At 69.7% G+C, this 18,602-nt stretch carries 16 protein-coding genes and 2 pseudogenes; 10 read left to right on the top strand and 8 right to left on the bottom strand.

Translation table 11 applies throughout. The features are described 5' to 3' along the window. The first annotated feature begins 877 nt into the window (after nucleotides 1–877). The 3 genes and pseudogenes from OHT52_RS30850 to OHT52_RS30840 all read left to right on the top strand — a co-directional run. Complete coding sequence (locus OHT52_RS30850) at nucleotides 878–2,770, top strand: alkyl/aryl-sulfatase (protein WP_328723469.1); 1,893 nt, start codon at nucleotides 878–880, stop codon at nucleotides 2,768–2,770. 217 nt (nucleotides 2,771–2,987) lie between these two features. Next, nucleotides 2,988–3,461, top strand: coding sequence for a hypothetical protein (locus tag OHT52_RS30845; RefSeq protein ID WP_328723468.1), 474 nt, complete (start codon nucleotides 2,988–2,990; stop codon nucleotides 3,459–3,461). 14 nt (nucleotides 3,462–3,475) lie between these two features. Next, nucleotides 3,476–3,668: pseudogene (locus tag OHT52_RS30840) on the top strand (HD domain-containing protein); the annotation flags it as partial. A 74-nt stretch (nucleotides 3,669–3,742) separates the two neighbouring features. Here the strand turns inward: OHT52_RS30840 and OHT52_RS30835 are convergent. Next, nucleotides 3,743–4,264, bottom strand: coding sequence for a hypothetical protein (locus OHT52_RS30835; protein WP_328723467.1), 522 nt, complete (start codon nucleotides 4,262–4,264; stop codon nucleotides 3,743–3,745). Nucleotides 4,265–4,439: 175 nt separating this feature from the next. Continuing rightward, nucleotides 4,440–5,048 (bottom strand): TetR/AcrR family transcriptional regulator, encoded by a 609-nt coding sequence (locus OHT52_RS30830; protein ID WP_328723466.1) that lies wholly within the window; start codon nucleotides 5,046–5,048, stop codon nucleotides 4,440–4,442. Between the two features lie 187 nt (nucleotides 5,049–5,235). Between OHT52_RS30830 and OHT52_RS30825 the strand changes: the two genes are divergently transcribed. Together OHT52_RS30825 and OHT52_RS30820 are read left to right on the top strand one after the other, a co-directional pair. Beyond that, nucleotides 5,236–5,889 (top strand): NADPH-dependent F420 reductase, encoded by a 654-nt coding sequence (locus tag OHT52_RS30825; protein ID WP_328723465.1) that lies wholly within the window; start codon nucleotides 5,236–5,238, stop codon nucleotides 5,887–5,889. Between the two features lie 125 nt (nucleotides 5,890–6,014). Beyond that, nucleotides 6,015–6,767 (top strand): SDR family NAD(P)-dependent oxidoreductase, encoded by a 753-nt coding sequence (locus tag OHT52_RS30820; RefSeq protein WP_328723464.1) that lies wholly within the window; start codon nucleotides 6,015–6,017, stop codon nucleotides 6,765–6,767. 138 nt (nucleotides 6,768–6,905) lie between these two features. On the opposite strand, the gene OHT52_RS30815 is transcribed toward OHT52_RS30820, so the two are convergent. Further along, complete coding sequence (locus OHT52_RS30815; protein ID WP_328723463.1) at nucleotides 6,906–7,340, bottom strand: nuclear transport factor 2 family protein; 435 nt, start codon at nucleotides 7,338–7,340, stop codon at nucleotides 6,906–6,908. A 220-nt stretch (nucleotides 7,341–7,560) separates the two neighbouring features. Here OHT52_RS30815 and OHT52_RS30810 point away from each other — a divergent pair, with 220 nt between their 5' ends. Next, entirely contained in the window at nucleotides 7,561–8,460 is a 900-nt protein-coding gene (locus OHT52_RS30810; RefSeq protein ID WP_328723462.1) for a helix-turn-helix transcriptional regulator, read from the top strand. Nucleotides 8,461–8,536: 76 nt separating this feature from the next. Here the strand turns inward: OHT52_RS30810 and OHT52_RS30805 are convergent, their stop codons facing one another. Further along, the gene (locus OHT52_RS30805) at nucleotides 8,537–9,355 is read right to left on the bottom strand and encodes a helix-turn-helix transcriptional regulator (protein WP_328723461.1); all 819 of its coding nucleotides are present in this window, start codon (nucleotides 9,353–9,355) and stop codon (nucleotides 8,537–8,539) included. A gap of 132 nt (nucleotides 9,356–9,487) precedes the next feature. Here OHT52_RS30805 and OHT52_RS30800 point away from each other — a divergent pair, with 132 nt between their 5' ends. Next, complete coding sequence (locus tag OHT52_RS30800; protein ID WP_328723460.1) at nucleotides 9,488–10,552, top strand: aldo/keto reductase; 1,065 nt, start codon at nucleotides 9,488–9,490, stop codon at nucleotides 10,550–10,552. Nucleotides 10,553–10,805: 253 nt separating this feature from the next. On the opposite strand, the gene OHT52_RS30795 is transcribed toward OHT52_RS30800, so the two are convergent. Then, nucleotides 10,806–11,759, bottom strand: coding sequence for a helix-turn-helix transcriptional regulator (locus tag OHT52_RS30795; RefSeq protein WP_328723459.1), 954 nt, complete (start codon nucleotides 11,757–11,759; stop codon nucleotides 10,806–10,808). Nucleotides 11,760–11,919: 160 nt separating this feature from the next. On the opposite strand from OHT52_RS30795, the gene OHT52_RS30790 reads away from it, so the two are divergent. The 3 genes and pseudogenes from OHT52_RS30790 (at nucleotide 11,920) to OHT52_RS30780 (ending at nucleotide 13,911) form a co-directional block, all read left to right on the top strand. Beyond that, nucleotides 11,920–12,702: an SDR family oxidoreductase gene (locus OHT52_RS30790; RefSeq protein ID WP_328723458.1), complete on the top strand. Its 783-nt coding sequence runs from the start codon at nucleotides 11,920–11,922 to the stop codon at nucleotides 12,700–12,702. A 22-nt stretch (nucleotides 12,703–12,724) separates the two neighbouring features. Next, nucleotides 12,725–13,651: pseudogene (locus tag OHT52_RS30785) on the top strand (SDR family NAD(P)-dependent oxidoreductase). A 29-nt stretch (nucleotides 13,652–13,680) separates the two neighbouring features. After that, the gene (locus OHT52_RS30780) at nucleotides 13,681–13,911 is read left to right on the top strand and encodes a tautomerase family protein (protein ID WP_328723457.1); all 231 of its coding nucleotides are present in this window, start codon (nucleotides 13,681–13,683) and stop codon (nucleotides 13,909–13,911) included. A 76-nt stretch (nucleotides 13,912–13,987) separates the two neighbouring features. Here the strand turns inward: OHT52_RS30780 and OHT52_RS30775 are convergent, their stop codons facing one another. The 3 genes from OHT52_RS30775 to tap are packed head-to-tail and all read right to left on the bottom strand — an operon-like array spanning nucleotide 13,988 to nucleotide 17,116. Then, nucleotides 13,988–14,395: a nucleotidyltransferase domain-containing protein gene (locus OHT52_RS30775; RefSeq protein ID WP_328723456.1), complete on the bottom strand. Its 408-nt coding sequence runs from the start codon at nucleotides 14,393–14,395 to the stop codon at nucleotides 13,988–13,990. Nucleotides 14,396–14,421: 26 nt separating this feature from the next. Beyond that, the gene (gene tpg / locus OHT52_RS30770) at nucleotides 14,422–14,976 is read right to left on the bottom strand and encodes a telomere-protecting terminal protein Tpg (protein ID WP_328723455.1); all 555 of its coding nucleotides are present in this window, start codon (nucleotides 14,974–14,976) and stop codon (nucleotides 14,422–14,424) included. Between the two features lie 4 nt (nucleotides 14,977–14,980). Further along, nucleotides 14,981–17,116 carry a telomere-associated protein Tap gene (gene tap, locus OHT52_RS30765; protein ID WP_328723454.1) on the bottom strand — a complete coding sequence of 712 codons (2,136 nt, stop codon included), beginning with the start codon at nucleotides 17,114–17,116 and terminating at the stop codon, nucleotides 14,981–14,983. Nucleotides 17,117–18,602 lie beyond the last annotated feature (1,486 nt).

Raw genomic sequence — 18,602 nt, 5'->3', positions numbered from 1 at the left:
CCAGCACAGCGGCGCGCCGCCACTGCGCAACGGCAGCTGAGGCGGATCGTCTGATGAACGGCACCCGGGGTGAGCTCCTGGCTGACCGTCGGACCGGGCTCCTGGGTGAAGCCGTCACGCCGCCCACCCGGGAGCCCGTACAACCCCTTCGCAGCGGGCTGGACCGCTCCCGTCGGGATGCGCGCCACGTGTCGACGAGCGGCGGATGGGGTGCGGTGGTGACCACGGGCACCACCGCCCGTCCCTCCCGCTCTCACCTGCGCATGCCACCCTGGTGAAGGCGGCGCCACTCGGACACGTGGAGTCGGCCGCGCGGCCCGTCTGCCATGAGCGGTCGGCCTGAAAGAGCGGTGGGTGCTGCGAGGCCGGGGGCGGCCCCGCAGCACCCAGTTTTACGTCAGAGTGACAACGTGCGCTTCCTCCGTCGTCGCCTCTCGCCAAAGGCGGTCAGAGTAAAGATCGCTGCGATCGCGACGGCGAATGGCAGGGAACCGAGAGCGTCGGTGGTGGCGAGGATCTCCACGAGATAGAAGAGCATTCCCATGACCAATCCGGTACAGATTGGATGCCTTGCGGCCCATTTACGCGTGTGGACACGCGGGTCCGAGAACACTCGTCATACCTCTCCGTCAGTGAAAGTGGGGCCAGTGGTGGAAGGGACTACGGCCTCCTCGCCACCATGTGCGGACACCTCGGACAGCGGCCCTCGCACCGCGGTAGTACTTCCTGCTGTTTCCGGCGCCGTGTCCCGACGACCCGCCCCGGGCTCCGCGCCAGCAACTGCCCCAGGACTCCGGTGCACCCGTCCCGGATCTGGACGAGGAGAGTAGCGGTGTCGTGACGATATTTTAGGTGCCTCTGGTGTGAATCTACCTCTATGGCTTCGACACCGAAGGTTGCTCAGTCGCCCGTTGTCCGACAGCAGAGCGAGATCCGGGAGCGGCTCCCGTTCTCCGACGCGCAGGATTTCGAGGACGCCAGGCGGGGCCTCATCGCGCGCAAGGTGCCCGGTGCCGTCACCGACGCCTCCGGTACCGTCGTGTGGGACAACGACACGTACGCGTTTCTCCAGGGTGAGGCACCCGACACGGTGAACCCGAGCCTGTGGCGGCAGTCCCAGCTGGTCGCCGAACAGGGCCTGTTCGAGGTAGTCGAAGGCATCTATCAGGTGCGTGGTCTCGATCTGTCGAACATCACGTTCGTCGAGGGAGCCATCGGCGTCCTCGTCATCGACCCGCTGATCTCCACCGAGACCGCCGCCGCGGCTCTGGCCCTCTACCGCGAGCACCGCGGCGAGCGCCCGGTGACCGGCGTCCTGTACACGCACTCGCACGTCGACCACTTCGGCGGCGTGAAAGGCGTCACCACGCAGGAGGACGTCGACGCAGGCCGGTGCCCCGTGGTCGCGCCGGAGGGTTTCACCGAGCACGCCGTGGCGGAGAACGTGTACGCGGGCACCGCCATGGGGCGCCGGGCCGCCTACATGTACGGGGCCGCGCTCGCCCGCGGACCGCAGGGCGCCGTCGGCGCCGGGCTCGGGCAGACCACCTCCACCGGCACCGTCACCCTGATCGCGCCGACCCTGACCGTCACCCGGACGGGGCAGGAGGAGACCGTCGACGGCGTCAGGATGGTGTTCCAGATGGCGCCCAACACCGAGGCGCCCGCCGAACTGCTCATCCACTTCCCGGACTTCAGGGCGCTGTGCACGGCCGAGGACGCCACCCACACGCTGCACAACATGCTCACCCTGCGCGGCGCCGTGGTCCGGGACCCGCACGCCTGGTCCCATGCGCTGACCGCGACCATCGATCTCTTCGGCGAGACGACGGACGTCGCGTTCGCCTCCCACCACTGGCCCACCTGGGGCCAAGAACGGGTAACAGCCTTCCTGAGCGCCCAGCGCGACCTGTACGGCTACCTCCACGACCAGTCACTGCGCCTGATCAACAAGGGCTGGACGGGCATCGAGATCGCCGAACACCTCCCCCTGCCGCCGGCTCTGGAGAGTGCCTGGAGCGCCCATGGTTACTACGGTTCGGTCAGCCACAACCTCAAGGCCGTCTACCAGCGCTACATGGGCTGGTTCGACGGCAACCCCGCACACCTGTGGCAGCACCCGCCGGTCGAAGCCGGGAAACGCTACGTCCAGTTCATGGGCGGCGCCGACACCGTCGTGGACAAGGCGCGCGCGTCGTTCGACGCGGGTGACTACCGCTGGGCGGCCGAAGTCCTCAGCCACGTCGTCTTCGCCGACCCCCAGCACACCGCCGCCCGCGACCTGCTCGCCGACACCTTCGAGCAACTCGGCTACGGCGCGGAGAACGGCACCTGGCGCAACTTCTACCTGTCCGGCACCACCGAACTACGCCAAGGCCAGTTCGGCACCCCCACGGTCACCGCGTCACCCGACGTCATCGCCCACCTCACCCCGACCATGCTCTTCGATGCCATCGCCATCCAGATCAACGGCCCCAAGGCCTGGGACGAAAAGCTCACCATCGACGTCCACCTCACTGACGCCAACGAGCGCTACCGCCTGACCCTGTCCAACGGCGTCCTCAGCTACAGCAACGCCCACCACAAGACAGCCGCCGACGTCACCCTCACCAGCACCGTCAGCGCCCTGTCCCACCTGACCGTCACCGGCCTCACACCCGAAGGCCTCGACCGAGCCGGCGTCCAGATCCAAGGCGACGCCTCGGCGCTCCACCGCCTCACCGCCGTACTCGACCCCGGCGACCCGGACTTCCCCATCGTCACCCCCTGACCCACCCCACACTGGTCGAGCGCCAAACGCGACCAGAAAAGCTCACAGCTGACCGACCACTCCGGCATCCCACTGGTCACCGAGCCCGCAGCCACCATCCGCGACCACGCCCGTCAGGCCCATTTCCCGATCCGCCGCGCTCAGCGGCACCGCTGCCAAGAGTCGAGCGGCCGAACGCGCCGCGTGGGCCGCGCAGGCTCTGCACCGGCGGCGTGACGTGCCGGCCCGGCGGGGCTGGTCGCCGCACTGGGCGGAGGCCCGGTCCACCGCCGCCGCGCTCGCCCGGCTCGGGGACCCGCAGCCGCTGCTGGACTTCATCGACCGCGCCTTGGCCGACGACGACGTCGCGGGGGCCGCGAACCTGTACTACTGGGCGCTGTGGCTCGGGGCTCTGGCGTTGCCGCAGCCGGACGACGCCTTCATGCGGGATAGGGACTTGTCGGGCTGGGATCCGGTGACGCTGCTGCGGGGTTTGGTGGGCGGGCTGCACCTCGCAGCGGGCTTCATCGACCTGTACGCGCACTCGCTGTGGGCGCTGCTGACGGCCTTCCCGTGGCTGGCGCAGGCCGCCGGGCCGCTCGCTGACGTACTGCGCGAGCAGGCTGGTCAACTCCTGGACGGGGCAGCGTTGTCGGGGGGATCCCGGCGCGAGCTCGCCCACGTCCATTACGTTTTCGACCTCGACCGCTGACACCGGAGGACCGCATGGCCGACGACACCACCCTGGGGCACCGCGAGCTTCATCTCCGAGATGGGCGTGCTCAAGCGCGTCGCGCGGACCGGCTGGTGGTTCGCCGGCAACAAGCAGCCGGAGTCCGTGGCCGAGCACTCCTTCCGAGTCGGGGTGATCGGCTCGGTCCTCGCCATGATGGAAGGCGCCGACCCGGCGCGTACAGCCCGGCGACTTCATGAAACGGGCCCCGGGGGGTGTTGATCCCCCCGGGGCCCGTGGTGTGTCCGGCTCCGGGCCGGTCAGTTCTTCCCGGCCGCCGTCGCGGAGAGCCAGTCGGCGGCTTCGGCGTCGGTCATGAGCAGGACCTGTGTCGGGTGGGCGGTGTCTTCCTGGACGACGTGGGCACGGCTCGGCTGCGTGCTGCTCTTCGGGGCGGGACCGGCTATCGGGGCCAGGCGCTGCCAGGTGTCGGCCGTGAACCGGGTCAGGATCACGGTGGCGAACAGCTCGTGGGCCGCCGCTTTGAGGACGCTGGTGTGGGGTGTGCCGTCGAGGATGACGTGGACGCGGACGGTGCGTCCGGTCCACAGGGCTTCGTCGAGTGCGGTGACGGCCGGGGACGTCGTGGGGTCGTCGTGCTGGCGGAACGTCTCCCAGTACCGGGCGAGCCGGTGCGGCGTGCCGTTGGCGCTGTCGATCGCGACGATCAGCCGCGGGGCGTCGGCGAGTTCGTGGTCGGGAAGATGGTTGCGGCGCTGGAGTTCGTCGGTGAGGTGGACCAGGGCGTCGTGGATGCCGGCGGTGCTGCCGCGGTGGGTCACCGTCGACAGGCCCCTCGCCCACAGGTGGGAGATCCGCTTGAGGTCGAGGACCAGGGCGTGGGCGTCCTGGTGCAGAACTACGCGGTGAGGGAGCGCAGGACGGTGGTGCTGTCGCCGCCGGTGGCGGTGCAGACCGGGACGTGCGGGGATTCGGCGTCCAGGTCGACGGCGAGGGTCAGAAGGGTGGCCAGGACTCCAGGGCGGCGTTGGCCATGCTCTGGAGTTCGTCGCGACCGATACCGCTTGCGGCCTGCACGGCGATACCGAAGGCCAGGGTGCTGACATACCGGCCCAGGAGCCCGGCGTCGGCCGCGGGGGGCAGGTCGCCCTCGTCGACGGCCTGCTGGAACCGCTCACACAGACGGCTGCAACCGTCGTCGCGCCAAGCGGCGAGGAGGTCTCGGACGCTGCTGCCGGAGGCGCTGGTGACCAGAGCGCCCTGCACCCCCAGGCACCCGTGGGGTCGGGCCGGCCGCGTGGTGGTGCGCACGACGCCACTCAACATGGCGGTCGCGACGCCACGTGCGGTCGGTTCTTCCAAAGCCCGGGTCAGGTAGGCGCTCGGGCCCTCGGTGTAGCGCTCCAGGGCCTTGCGGAACAGTTCCTCCTTGTTGCCGAAGGCCGTGTACATGCTGGTGGTGGAGATCCCCATCGCCTTGGTCAAGCCGGTCAGACTGGCGCCCTCGTAGCCGTGCTCCCAGAAGAAAAGCATGGCCCGTTCGAGCGCTGCCTCGGTGTCGAATGCTCGGGGCCGGCCGATCGGGCCGCTCTGTTTGGTCGCCACGTCACCCACTCTACCCCTTCCGGAGTGATCGATGCGGAATCTTCCGCATCGATCACTCCGGAAGTGCTATGGTCCCGAATATCGCATCGATCGATGCGGAATTGAGCGGTCGCCCCACATGCGACAGCTCACACCGACGCCAGGCCGGGCGACGGCCGTCGCCCCACCGGAAGTTGAGGGAAGGACTATGACCGTAATCAGCATCATCGGCGCGGGCGAGGTCGGCAGCACGCTCGCGCGTGCGGCGATCGGGCAGGGCTACGAGGTCGTCATCGCCAATTCTCGCGACCCACAGACCCTGGCCCGGCTCATCGCCCGACTCGGCCCCTCGGCGCACGCCGCGACCGCCACCGATGCCGCCGCCGCGGCCGATTTCGCCATCGTGGCGGCGCCTCTCAAGCTGGCCAACGACATGCCCGTGGAGCAACTCGCGGGAAAAATAGTGCTGGACACGAACAACTACATGCCCTGGCGCGACGGCCACTTCCCCGTCATCGACTCGGGCAAGAAGACCGTGCACGAAGTGCGCCAGGAGCAGCTCCCCACCTCCAAGGTGGCGAAAGCGTTCACACACATCCAGGCTCCACGGTTCTTCGCCTCGGGCAGCCCGGCAGGCACGCCCGGACGCCACGCGCTATCGGCCTCGAGCGACTTTCCCGAGGCTGTGGAGCTGGTGACGCGCCTGTACGACGAGTTCGGTTTCGATACCGTCAACAACAGCCCGTTGAGCGAGTCCTGGCGCAGCGGCCCTGGCCAGCCGGCCTGGAACGCGCACCTGCACCAGACGCGTGAAGAACTGGCCGCCCATCTCGCCCAGGCGCGCCCGATCGTCATCGTCTGACCTGACCCGGCCACTGCGCGGCGGCGCCGGGCCGCACCCCCAAGAACCCCCTCTGTGTCGATTCGGCACGGGAGCCGTCTACATTCCGTAGTGATTGATGCGGAAACCGAGAGGAAACGATCACCGTGGGACCACTTGCAGGAAAGACCGCCCTCGTCACCGGCGGCGGCACCGGTATCGGCCTGGCCAGCGCCAAGCGGCTGGCCGCGGAAGGTGCGCACGTGTTCATCACCGGCAGACGCAGGGCCGAGCTCGACGCGGCAGTCGAAGCGATCGGCTCGACGATGTCCACGGCGGTGGCGGGCGACATCTCGAATCTGGCCGACCTGGATCGCCTCTACGAGGTGATCCGCAACCGGGGCAAGGGACTTGACGTGCTGTTCGCGAACGCATCCGTCGCCGAGTTCGTGCCGCTGGCGGACATCACCGAAGAGCACTTCGACACCCACTTCGGCATCAATGTCCGCGGCACGCTGTTCACCGTCCAGAAGGCTCTGCCGGTCCTCACCGACGGTGCCTCGGTCATCCTCAACGGGTCCACCAACGCGGACTCCGGTGCGCCGGCGTTCGGTGTGTACGCGGCGTCCAAGGCGGCCACTCGATCGTTTGCCAGGACCTGGGCCAACGAGCTCAAGGAGCGCGGTATCCGGGTCAACAGCATCGCCCCGGGACCGACCGAGACGCCCGGGCTGTCAGGGCTGCAGGCCGACGGAGAGCACGCCGCGGAGTTCAAGCAGTACCTGGCCAGTCAGGTGCCGTTGGGGAGGCTGGCGCGCCCTGATGAGATCGCTGCCGCCGTTCTCTTCCTCGCCTCCGACCAGAGCAGTTTCATCACCGGTTCGAACCTGTACGTCGACGGTGGCCTGAACCAGATCTGAGGCCGGCAGAAAGGTTTCCGGCGCAAGCGGCCGGGCCCAGGGCGTCGCTGACGGGACCAGGCGAGCAGCAAGCCGCGAGAGCGCCCCCGCCGCTCTCGTCCGCGGACCATCTCGGCTGGACCCTGCAGCGTGTCGTCGTCAGCGGATGCCCGCTTCGGCGCGTGCGTAGAACGCGCCGAGCTCATGGGGATTCTTGGTGTAGACGTCGATCTTGCGCACCGTGCCGCCTTCGACCTGGTGGATCTCGACCATGGTCAGCGGGAACTCCTCGCCGGTGGCGTGGGCCGTGAGCGTTCCGGTGAGCGTTCCGACGACGCCGGCCGCGCCCTCGAACACTTCGGCATCGGTGATGGCGACGTCGGCGTAGCCCATCATCGCGCCGAGGACCGACTGCACGAACACCTCGCGGCCCTGGTGCACGCCGCCGTAGGGGAGCTGGAGCGGCTCGTCGACGATCACGTCGGGGGCGAGCCTGGCCAGGAGACCCGGCACGTCACCCTTGCTCAGCGCGTCGTACAACCCTCGCACCACATCCGAGGGCTTCTCCGTCGGCGTCTCGATCTGGTCGCTCATCTTGTGTGCCCTTCAGTCTTGGCCAGGTACTCGAGCCCTGATGCGGAACTCGGTACCGGAAAGGTCGGCCAGCCGGGGCGCGTACGTCGTGCCGCCGGCTGGGCCCCGGTGACCGGGACAGGCACCATGCAACGGGAGACGGCCGGGAGAAGGGAGTTCCCGCCGTCAGGGGTACTGGCAGGGCCCCCCACCCGTCGCGCGGCCTGCCTACCCTGTCCTCATGGACAACCGGGACGCAGTCAGCGCATTTCTCCGCTCCCGACGCGAGAGGATCACCCCCGAGCAGGCGGGGCTGCCGGTGTACGGTCAGCGGCGGGTGCCCGGCCTGCGCAGGGGTGAGGTCGCGGCGCTCGCCGGGGTGAGCGTCGAGTACTACACGCGCCTGGAGCGCGGCAACCTCAAGGGCGTCTCCGACAGTGTGCTGGACGCCCTCGCCCAGGCCCTGCGGCTCGACGACACCGAGCGCATGTACCTGTACGACCTCGCCCGCGCCGCGGGACCGGCGCCCAGGGCGCGGGCCCGGCAGCGGGAGGTTCGGCCGGCGGTGCGGCCGAGCGTGGCGCGGATCGTCGAGGGGATGCCGGAGCTGCCGGCGTTCGTGATGAACAACCGCCTCGACACGCTGGCCGCCAACTCGCTGGGCCGGTCCCTGTACTCGCAGATGTATGCCGACTCGACCTGCGGGGCGAACGTCGCCCGGTTCGCGTTCCTCGAACCCGCAGCCAGGCGGTTCTACGCCGACTGGGAGCGTATGGCCCGCTTCGCCGTGGGCGCGCTACGGATCGAGGCGGGGAAGAACCCCTACGACCGGGAGCTGTCGAACCTGATCGGTGAACTGTCCACCCGCAGCGACGACTTCCGCGTGATGTGGGGGTCCCACGACGTGCATGTCTTCCGCGAGAGCACCAAGCGGCTGAACCATCCGCTCGTCGGCGTCCTGGAACTCGACCAGGAAACCCTGAGTCTGCCGGACGAAACCGGTCTGAGCGTGGTCGTTTACAGCGCACCCCCCGGAACCGCCGCCGAGGACAGCCTGAAGCTGCTCGCCAGCTGGTCCGCCACGACCGGACAGGACCAGCACACGGAATCCGCGAGCGAACCGTCGGACCGGCACCTCTGACGCGCGGCACCGGCCTACCGAAGGTGCTGACGAACGAGGCGGTACTCCGAAGGCGCGCCGGGACGACGGTTCGAGGTCACCGTGCGTACAACCGGTCCAATGCCATCTGACTCTCGTCGTCCGCGGCGCGGCAGATCATCAACCGCTGGTCCGGATCTTGGAGGGGCGTCAGCACTTCGAAGTGCACGGCGATCACACCGGCGCCCGGGTGCCGCATCACCTTGTGTCCGCGGCCGTTGACGTTCACGTCTCGTTCGGCCCACAATCGCGCGAATTCCTTGTTGCGGATGCTGCATTCGGTGATGAGGTCGGTCAATGCCTGGTCCTCCGGGTGCGCGGCCCACGCTGCGCGCAGGTGGGCGATTCCCTCCCGCACGACGCGTTCGCGGTCGACATAGAGCTCGCATACTTCCGGGTGTGCCAGGCACAGCCACATAGCGTTGCGCTGTACCGGCGGCAGGGTGTCGAAATCAAGCAGCAGCTTCGCCATTTCCCTGTTCCAGGCCAGGATGTCGTAGCGGTGGTTCATCAGCATGGCCGGCAGCGGCGACAGGTCCGCGACCAGCCCGGCCAGCGGCGGCGCCGCTGCGGTGGCGGGCTCACCGGCGTTGCGGGGGCGCTGCTGGGTCAGGTTGAAGAGGTAGGCGCGTTCATCGGGGGCCAGCCGCAGCGCCCGGGACAACGCCTCCACCACACTTGCCGAGGGCCGCAGCCCGCGGGCCTGTTCCAGACGCACGATGTAGTCGATGCTGACCCCCGCCAGTTCGGCGACCTCTTCGCGGCGCAGTCCCGGGGTCCGCCGCGACTGCCGGCGCGAGGGCAAGCCGAAGTCGTCCGGATCCAGGCGCTCTCGCCGGGTCCGCAGGAACGCGGCCAGCTCCTGTGTCGTGTCCACAGCGGGAGTCATCATGCTCGGTCCAACCGCCAGGGTAGGACTCGTGTTCCCAGGAACTTCTCTCCCTTACCCGCGGCGCACGGCGGTCGGAGCCTGGTACCCGACGACGGACCACAAGCACAGGAGGACACGATGTCGCTCACCCTCGACAGCTACCGGCTGCTGGGCCGCTCCGGGCTGCGGGTCTCACCGCTGGCGCTGGGCGCGGCGACCTTCGGCACCGAGTGGGGCTGGGGCGCCGAGCAGGACGAGGCGCGCAAGTTGTTCGACCATTACGTCGAGCGCGGCGGCAACTTCATCGACACCGCCAACACCTACACCGACGGCAGCTCCGAGCGCCTGCTGGGCGAATTCACCCGGGACGACCGCGAAAGCCTGGTGCTGGCGACGAAATACACCACGCTGCGCCGGCCCGGCGACCCGAATTCCGGGGGCCCCCACCGCAAGAGCCTTTTCGCTTCGGTGGAAGCCAGTCTGCGACAGCTGAATACGGACTACATCGATCTGCTCTACCTGCACGTGTGGGATTTCACGACACCGGTCGAGGAGATCCTGCGCGGTTTGGACGATCTGGTCCGGCAGGGCAAGGTCCTGTACGTGGCGATCTCCAACGCCCCGGCCTGGCAGGTGTCGCGCATGCAGGCGATCGCCGACCTCCGCGGCTGGTCGCCGCTGGTCGCCCTGCAGATCGAATACAACCTGATCGAGCGCACCGGTGAACGCGACCTGATCCCCATGGCACGCGAGATGGGACTGGCAGTGGTGCCGTACTCGCCACTGGCGGGCGGAGTGCTCACCGGTAAGTACAGCCGCGACGATCTGGCCGCGACGAACGCCGCGGTCGACGACGGCACCCGTAAGAACTTCAACATCGCCAACGGCGGGCTCACCGCGGGCAATCTGGATATCGCTGATGTCGTGAAGGAGGTCGCCACCGAGCTGGGCCGCACGACCGCACAGGTCGGGCTGGCCTGGACCCTGCAGAACCCGGACGTGACGACATCGCTCGTCGGCGCCCGCACTCTGTCGCAACTGGAGGACAATCTGGGCGCCCTGGAGGTCGACTTCACCGCTTCCCAACTGGCCCGCCTTGAAGAGGCCAGCGCGATCGAACTCGGCTTCCCGCACGAGATACTCGCCAGTGACAGGATGCGCACGGTGACCCAGGGCGACCTGAAGGTCGAACCCCGCCGCTGATATCCCGGTCCCGGGCCCCGGGGGCAGCACCACTCCCCCGGGGTGATCATCGGCTGACCTCTGCCGCGGATGTGGGTCTCGGCGCTGACCACGCCCCACCTCATCGCGTACGACGGAGCCGCGGTCCACAGGGAGATCAGGTCGGTCCTTCCCCTGCGCTGTCGCGCCAGGTTGACTCGAGTCGGGCAATGGCCCCTGGAGGCCTGCCGTCTATGACAGCCGCTCGCTGAGCCGACCGACACCGGCGCCGCTCTCAAGCCGGCCGCTCAGTCCTGACATCACGCCGGTCAGCGTTCGGCGTGATGCCCGGCGCTCCGGATTCCGCTGCGGACAGTCTCTCCGGTGCCATGCCCTCCGGGGCGCCCAGCTCCTGGCTCCCTACGACGGACAGCAGTTCCAGCCGCTCGGCTCCCGGGCTCCCGGTCGGGGCGGTGAACCACAGCAGTCGTTGCCGTCCGTCCTCGCTGAGGAGGTTGTAGCAGTCGAGTTCGATGACGCCGAGCATGGGGTGGACGATCCTCTTGTGGTCCATGCGGCGCACCGCGACGTCGTGGGTGTCCCAGAGGGCTGCGAACTCCTGGCTGCGGCGACGCAGCGCGGCGACCATTTTGGTGACCTCCGTGTCCCTGCCGCGCCGGGCGGCCGCTGCTTGGAGGTCGGCTACGAACACCCGGGAGTGGCGCGGGTGGTCATCGGGCGGGTAGATCTCGCGCGTCTGCGGGTCGGTGAACCAGCGGTACACGAAGCTCGCCGCCGGGCCGCGGTGTGCCGGGGATGTGCCGAGCAGGGTCCGGGCCAGGTCGTTCTCCACCAGGGTTTCGTGCAGGTCGGTGATGACGCGCGCGGGGGTGTTGGACAGCCGGTCCAGGAGTCCGAGGAGCGCGGGCTGCACGTGTGCCGATGGTCCGTGTACCGATGGGGGGATCGGTCGTTCGGCCAGGTGGAACAGGTGGTCGCGCTCGTCGCCGTTCAGGCGCAGGGCCCGGGCGAGGGCGGCCAGGGTCTGGGCCGAGGGCTGCACGCGGTTCTTTGCGCTGCCGCGTTCCAGCTCGGTGTAGTAGTCGGCTGACAGCCCGGCCAGCTGCGCGACTTCCTCGCGGCGCAGCCCGGGGACGCGCCGGCGCGGGCCTTGGGGGAGACCGACTTCGGCGGGGCGGATGCGGTCGCGGCGGGTCCTGAGGAAGGCGCCGAGTTCTGGAAGGTTCACCCCTCCATGGTCGCTCGTACGCCGGAGCGCAGCCAGGGGGTGGCATCCCCTGGGTAGACGCAGCCCTGGCTAGGAATGGGGAACCGGCCGATCGTGGAGGACGCCGCAGGGCAACGGCAAGGCCGCGGCCCCACCCCCATCCACCACAGGAGCCGGCTCTATGCCTACCCCCACTTCTCTCGACGGGGCCGCTGCCCCGGCCCAGACTTCCTCCTCACCCCGTGTCGCGATCGTCACCGGTGGCTCGCGCGGCATCGGCCGCCGGACCGTCGGTCGGCTGGCCGCCGACGGGTACGCCGTCGTGGTCGGCTACGCAGGCAGCCAGGACGGGGCCGTAGCCGCAGTGAAGGAGGCCGTCGGCAGCGGTGGCCGGGCGATCGCCGTGCGCGCGGACGTCGCCGACGCACCCGCGGTCGCGGCCTTGTTCGACGCGGCCGAAGCAGAGTTCGGCGGCGTCGACGTCGTCGTGCACGCGGCCGGGCGGATGCACCTGGCGCCGATCGCCGAACTGGACCTGGCCGTCCTGGACGACCTGCACCGCACGAACATCCGCGGCGCGTTCGTCGTCGTCCAGCAAGCCGCCCGGCGGGTGCGTCCCGGCGGCGCGATCGTGACGTTCTCGACGTCGGTCGTGGGGTTGGCCTTCCCGGGCTATGGCGCGTACGCCGCCGGCAAGAGCGCGGTCGAGGCGCTGACGCTGATCCTGGCCCGGGAACTGCGGGGCCGGAACGTCACCGCCAACACCGTCGCGCCCGGCCCCACGGCCACCGACCTGTTCCTGGACGGCAAGGACGAGGAAACCATCGCCCGCCTGGCCGCCCAGCCCCCGCTGGAGCGCCTCGGCACCCCGGCCGACATCGCCGAGGTCGTCGCCTTCCTGGCCTCCCCGGCCGGCCACTGGATCAACGGTCAGGTCATCCGCGCCAACGGCGGAATCATCTGAACCGCCCGCAGCCACCACGTCGATCAACGAAAGGCCAAGTCGTGAAGACGACGACAGTGGGAAGGTCATCTTCGTCACCGGGGCCTCCAGCGGCATCGGAGCACTGTCCGTGGGTGCTCTGGCCCTCGCCGGTCACACCGTGTACGCAGGCATCCGCCAGATCGCGACCCGCAACGCGACCGCGGCAGCCGACCTCGCGCGCTACGGCACCGACCACCAGGTCGACGTGCACGCCGTCGAGTTGGACGTCACCTCCCAGGATTCCGCCGACGCCGCAGTCGACCGGATCACCGCCGAGCGCGGTCGGCCGGATGCGGTCGTGCACAACGCCGGGCACATGGTCCTGGGCACCGCCGAGGCGTTCACAGCCGAGCAGTTCGCAGACCTGTACGACGTGAACGTCCTGGGCACGCAGCGCGCCAACCGCGCCGCCCTGCACGGTGCGTGAGCAGGGCTCTGGGCTGCTGGTGTGGATCGGCAGCTCCAGCACCCGCGGCGGCTGCCCCCCGTTCCTGGCCCCCGCACTTCGCCGCCAAGGCCGCGATGGACGCCCTGGCCGTCAGCTACGCCGCCGAGGTGCTCCCGTTCTGCATCGACACCACCATCGTGGTGCCCGGTGCATTCGCCACCGGCACCAGCCACTTCGCCAACGCAGGCACCCCAGCCGACGTCGCCCGTGCGGAATCCTACGACCAGCGCCATACCCCCTCATGAGCGATCTGGGCAAGCGCCTGGCCGCGCTCATCCCTTCGGACACCGATGTGACCGAGGTCGCCGAAGCCGTCGCGCGACTGGTCGCGATGAAACACCCACTCGGCCGCTGCACACCCACATAGACCCCAGCCGGGACGGCAGCGAAGTCGTCTCCGCGGTCGCCGATCGCCTCCGCGCCGACTTCTTCCGCCGCATCGGACTGGACAGCCTGCTCACCGCAGGCAGCTCCCTGTAACGCCCCACCGGCAGAAGGAACAACCAGCCATGCCTTTCGCGAACTTCAAGGTCCCCGAGAAGACCCTCACCCCGAAGCAGAAGGAGCAGATCGTCACCCGCACCACCGAGCTGTACGTCGAGCTCTACGGCGAGCGCGCCCGCAACAACACCATGGTGCTGGTCGAAGAGGTCGCCGACGGCGGCTGGGGCATCTCCGGCAACGTCCTGACCCTCGCCATGCTCGACGAGGCGACACCGACCGACACCCACGCCGCCTGACCGCACGGGCCCTTCATCGTGTCCCCGCACCCGATCGGCGGCGTCCGCCGGGTGCGGGGACGGGGCACGGAAGCAGTCAGCCCCAGGTCCAGCCGTCCATGTCCGGGGGTTCCGCGATGTTGCCGGCACGCCGGGTGGAGGTTCTGCCACACCCCACCCCGCTCGGGCCCGGATCGAGCGAGGCGGACCCGTCGGCGGCGAAGAGCAGCGGGCGCAGATCGATCTCCCGACCACCGGGGTCGGTGACCACGAACCGCACCGCTCGCCCCTCCACAGTCCCGGCGAATCCAGCTTGGGAAAAGGCCGCGATCACCCCTGGCTCCTGGTCATTGCGGTGCGCCAGGTCCAGGTCGCGGTGCTTGCGGATCGGCTCACCGACGAGGGCATTGATGCCCCGGCCGCCACCGATCCAGATGTCCGTCGTCGGCGGCCTGCCGGTTCGCGACCCGTTCGGCGTCGTTGTGCGGGTCCGGGTACGGGTCATTGACGCTGGCCGTGGGTGGCTCCGCATCAGTATTCGAGGTCGAGGTAATCGATGTCGTTGATTTCCACGTCCGACAGTCCCAGAGCCCGGGCACCACCGTCCTGGAAATACACTTCCTTGAATCCTTCGGCGATGATGTCGCGCATCTGCTGGTCGCTGGATCCTGTGTCGCGGGCGTCGAAGAGGCGCTGGGCGTAGGCCGCGGGGAGCTTGACGGTGAGGCGGCGGAACCGGCCGTCGTCGGTCGATCCGGCGGACGACTTGTAGCCGAACCGGGCGCGGGTTTCCACGGTGATACCGGTGGCGGCGGCCTGCTTCTGCCGGCGTTTGCGGACCTGGGGCTGCCACCGGGCTCGTACGGCGTCGTCGATTTTGGAGGCGACGTCGGCGCGGGGGTGCTTGCGGGCCCCGCGCCGGTAGCGGTTGACGGAGTCGGCGGTGACGCCGAGTTCCGCCGCGACGGCCTTGGCGCTGCCCAGCCGGCGCAGCAGGTAGCGGATCTGGCCCTTGAGGGTCTTGGGCGGCTGGCGGGTGAAGTGCTCGCGGTCGGCGCGCTCGATCGCGTCGTCGATCTCGCCCACGGCTCTACTCTCCTTCGTCCAGGACGGCGTCGCCGCCCTTGATGTGGCGGGCCGGGTTGAGGCCCTTCTCCATCAGGTCGACGGCCCAGACCATCTCCTGGACGCCTTCGAGCTTCGCGAGGCCCGGGGTGGGGCCGAGGCGGAAGGCGCCGGGCTGCGGCTTCCCGGAGGCCGCGTAGGGGAGGAAGTCGAGCGGGCTGGCGCTGGGGGTCGGGTAGACGACGCAGTCGGACAGCACCGCGAGCGGGTACATGCCGGTCATCTTCGCCATGTTCGCGAGCTTGCGGTGCATGTTGACCCGGGACTTCGCGATGACGGCGGCCCGGATGTCGGGGCGCCAGGTCGGGCGCATCATGGCCGGCCATGGCTCGCCGTCCCTGTGTCCCTTGCCTTGCGGGTTCTCGAACAGCTTGCCGATGCCGCCCTTCACCGCTCCCTTGATCCCGGCGAGCACAGCGGTCAGCACCGGGTCGACCCGTTTGTGCCGCTCCATCGCCGCGAGGAACTCGGCGTCGGTGAGGTCCTTGGTGACGCCCATGCCGGCGAGGGTGTCCAGGTACGCGGTCTTGAGCCGGTCGTGCCACGGGTCCAGGTACGCGCCGGTCTCCCGTCGCAGGTACGCCTCCAGTGGTTCGACGTTGTAGCCGAGCTCCTGGGCGTAGGCGACGGTGTGCGTCTGGTACCAGGCCGGTCCCGTCGGGCGTTCGCCGGTCGGGGTGAACGGCGAGGGCAGGCGCGGGTCGATGTCCACGTGGGACAGGTCAACCAGCCACGACCCGGGGATCTTCGGGTTGAACGTCGGGCCGACGAAGTGGACGGGTTCCGACAGGCCGACCGTGAGCCGGGCCGCGGCCGCGAGGAACGCGGTGTTCAGGTCGAGGCCCACCGCGTACGGGAGCAGGCACTCGTCGTACGTGAGGGTCTCCACCGGCCGGACCCACTGGTACGCCTCCTCCTTGAGGAAGCCGCCCTTCCACCCGATGCGGTGGACGGCCGGGTGCTCGACCTGGCCCTCCGGCGGCGCCGGGTCCATCGGCTTTGTCCCCAGCGACCCGGGGTTGGGGCCGGACACCCAGTTGCCGGTCTCCTCGTCCCGCACGGCCTTCGTCGGCGGGCGCAGCGCGGTCATCAGTTCCAGGCCGGAGACGGCGGTGCTGCCGCGCGGGGTGATGACCCGCTGGGCGAAAAGCCCGAGGACCTGGGCGATGTCGGCCGGCTCCATGTCGGCCACTCCGGGCCAGGACCGGGTGTCGAGGGCGTCCCAGGGCAGGATCGCGAGCTGCACGCACTGCCGGTCGCGGCCCTGCGCCGTGCGGTAGATCCGAGCCCAGGGGCCGAAGCCGCGCTTCGTGAGCTGCCACTTCGCCTTCAGGACCTGCTTGACGACCGGGTGGCCCTCTTCCAGGCGCAGCCCGCGGCGGTCCTCCAGGCGCTCGGGCAGCCCGAACTTCACCGCGGCCCCGGCGGTGAGCACGATCAGCGGGTCGGAGTCCTTGCCGTTGCGGTGCAGCTTCGGCGCGCCGAGGCCGGACTCGCGAAGCGTCCACTCCACGAGCTCCACGATCGTGGTCGCCGGGCAGTGGAGCACCAGGTCGTCGAGGCCGTACGCGGAGCCGTGCTCGTCCAGCACCGCGAGCGGCCCGTTCGGAAAGCGCGGGTCCATCGCGGGCTTCGCGGCTGCGGCCTTCTTCGCGGCAGGGCGGTGCGACGAGGTCGCCGGACGGGCAGCCGGTCGCTCCGGTGCGGCCGAGGCGGCCGAGGCGGCGGGCGCCGGGGCCGGCGCGACGGTCTCCGGCTCGGGCGCCTCGGGCACGGCCGCGGCGGTGAACGTCTCCGGCACCGGCTGAGCCTGCGGCGCGACGGCCGGGGCGGCAGCGGCGGGGATGGCGAGGACGGGGTACTTCGCCGCCCACCCGTTCAGCAGCCGCTGGTACGCCTCCAGACGCGGCGACTTCGGCTCGGAACGGCCGTTCTCGTAGTTCTTGATGGACTGCGTCGACGTCTTCAGCGCGACCGCGAGCCGGGCCTGCGTGATACCTGCAGCCTCACGCAGCCGGGCCCGCTCCGCCGGAGGCGGCAGCTGCGGCTCCTCCGCCAGCAGCGCGTCCACCGACGCGAACAACTCTTCCTCGGATGCCATGGGGGATCTCCTTCCAGCACCCACCCTATCCTGATTACCCCTCAAGTTATCCATTTTCTAGACCCTTTTTTTAACTCGAAAAGACGACTGGATCGAGTGCTTCGCCTGTCGGATCTCATACCTTCACAGGGGCGCGCACCTGCACCAGCTGTGGAAACGGCGTACGAGGCTTACAGGAACAGCCCGTGGTACGCCACTGCCCGACGCGCCCCGCCCTCCGGGCTTCCAGGGCGCGCCGTCCCCTCACTTCCCGTGGCGTCGTGCGACCAGGGCCGGCGGCCCTCGCGAGCGCTCCGGTCGGCCCGCCGCGCAGCGGCCGCGCGGCCCCCTGCCTCAACGCCCACGCCCAGCCAGCCCCCGCCACGGGCACGGCGGGAGAAGCAGGGGAAGCCCGAGCCCGGGCCCGGAGGCCTGCGGTCCCGTTGCAGGACCGCGAAAAACATAACCGTGAGAGTTCTCCTGCGGCCCGGGATGGGTTGCTGCCGGGCTCGGCGCCGATGATCCGGCATGACTCGAAACATAACTGGCGCCCCGTCAGGGGCTGTCGTCTCCCGAGATGTCTGCCGGACATCGGCGCCGACCTGGCCGACCCGTTGACTTGATCAGCAGCTTGTCCGCCTTGCGGCGTGACTCATCTCAGTTCCGCCACGCGGTGACTCCATCCAGGCCGACGCCGACCACAGTCGTCCGCCCGTCAAGGAGAACAACCGAGTGGCCATCCTCGCAGAACGGGTCGACGGCGTCACCGGCGTCGATACCCGCGGGGACGCCCTCGCAGCAGCGGCTGTCAGCCCCATCGGAGCAGTCCTGGCCAGCACCGACCCCCCGGCAAATGCCTGCGGATACCGCCGTCCGCTGGACTTCGGCCGCGAGCGCGTCCCAGGACGCCGCTGCTGGGCTCTGGAGGGCATCGGCAGCTACGGCGCCGGTCTGGAGTCCTTCCTCAGCCAGGCCGGCGGGCACGTCGTCGAGGTATGTCGGCCCAAACGGGCCGCCGACCGGGGCGGACGAAAGACCGACATGCCCGGGGACCCGCCGGCCCTGGCCGTAGGCGAGCTGCTCACCGTCGTACAGCTGGGTGCGGGCGCCCTCCGAGCTGACCGGAGCCGGGAACCCCTCGGTCTGCAGGGCTTGAGGCGGGTGTACTGGTCAATGCCTACGGCGTGCTGCGCGGCGAGGTCCGCCAGGGTGCGCACGCGGTGTCGGCGGCCTGCTCTGATCACGAGGGTTGCTCCTGCAGGACTCGCTGTGCCGAGAAAACCGTACTTCTCGTAGCCGGGGCGGTGCGCGGCTACGGTACCTGCGGGCCGCCTTCGGGTGGGCTGAGTTCCGGCCGGCACCCGTGCCACCCGCCCCTGGGGCGGACTGAGGGTGCCGGCCGCCTTCCTTCCGGGGGGGCGGTTGGTCGTAGCATGGGGGCACTCGGAGTAAAAGCCCGTGCGCCCTGCTGTCCATCGACACCTGTCGATGGAGCAGAGCCACGCGC

It is taken from the genome of Streptomyces sp. NBC_00247 (assembly GCF_036188265.1).
In the GTDB taxonomy this organism is placed as follows: Bacteria; Actinomycetota; Actinomycetes; order Streptomycetales; family Streptomycetaceae; genus Streptomyces.
The sequence above is the reverse complement of the archived record's forward strand: the minus strand, read 5'-3'. Positions and strand labels throughout refer to the sequence as shown.

What these genes read in the sequence shown, in the direction of transcription:
- OHT52_RS30810 (WP_328723462.1), top strand. Translation starts at nt 7,561, where the DNA reads ATGGACAACCGGGACGCAGTCAGCGCATTTCTCCGCTCCCGACGCGAG.
- tap (WP_328723454.1), bottom strand. Translation starts at nt 17,116, where the DNA reads ATGGCATCCGAGGAAGAGTTGTTCGCGTCGGTGGACGCGCTGCTGGCG.
- OHT52_RS30800 (WP_328723460.1), top strand. Translation starts at nt 9,488, where the DNA reads ATGTCGCTCACCCTCGACAGCTACCGGCTGCTGGGCCGCTCCGGGCTG.
- OHT52_RS30815 (WP_328723463.1), bottom strand. Translation starts at nt 7,340, where the DNA reads ATGAGCGACCAGATCGAGACGCCGACGGAGAAGCCCTCGGATGTGGTG.
- OHT52_RS30825 (WP_328723465.1), top strand. Translation starts at nt 5,236, where the DNA reads ATGACCGTAATCAGCATCATCGGCGCGGGCGAGGTCGGCAGCACGCTC.
- OHT52_RS30790 (WP_328723458.1), top strand. Translation starts at nt 11,920, where the DNA reads ATGCCTACCCCCACTTCTCTCGACGGGGCCGCTGCCCCGGCCCAGACT.
- OHT52_RS30775 (WP_328723456.1), bottom strand. Translation starts at nt 14,395, where the DNA reads ATGACCCGTACCCGGACCCGCACAACGACGCCGAACGGGTCGCGAACC.
- OHT52_RS30850 (WP_328723469.1), top strand. Translation starts at nt 878, where the DNA reads ATGGCTTCGACACCGAAGGTTGCTCAGTCGCCCGTTGTCCGACAGCAG.
- OHT52_RS30780 (WP_328723457.1), top strand. Translation starts at nt 13,681, where the DNA reads ATGCCTTTCGCGAACTTCAAGGTCCCCGAGAAGACCCTCACCCCGAAG.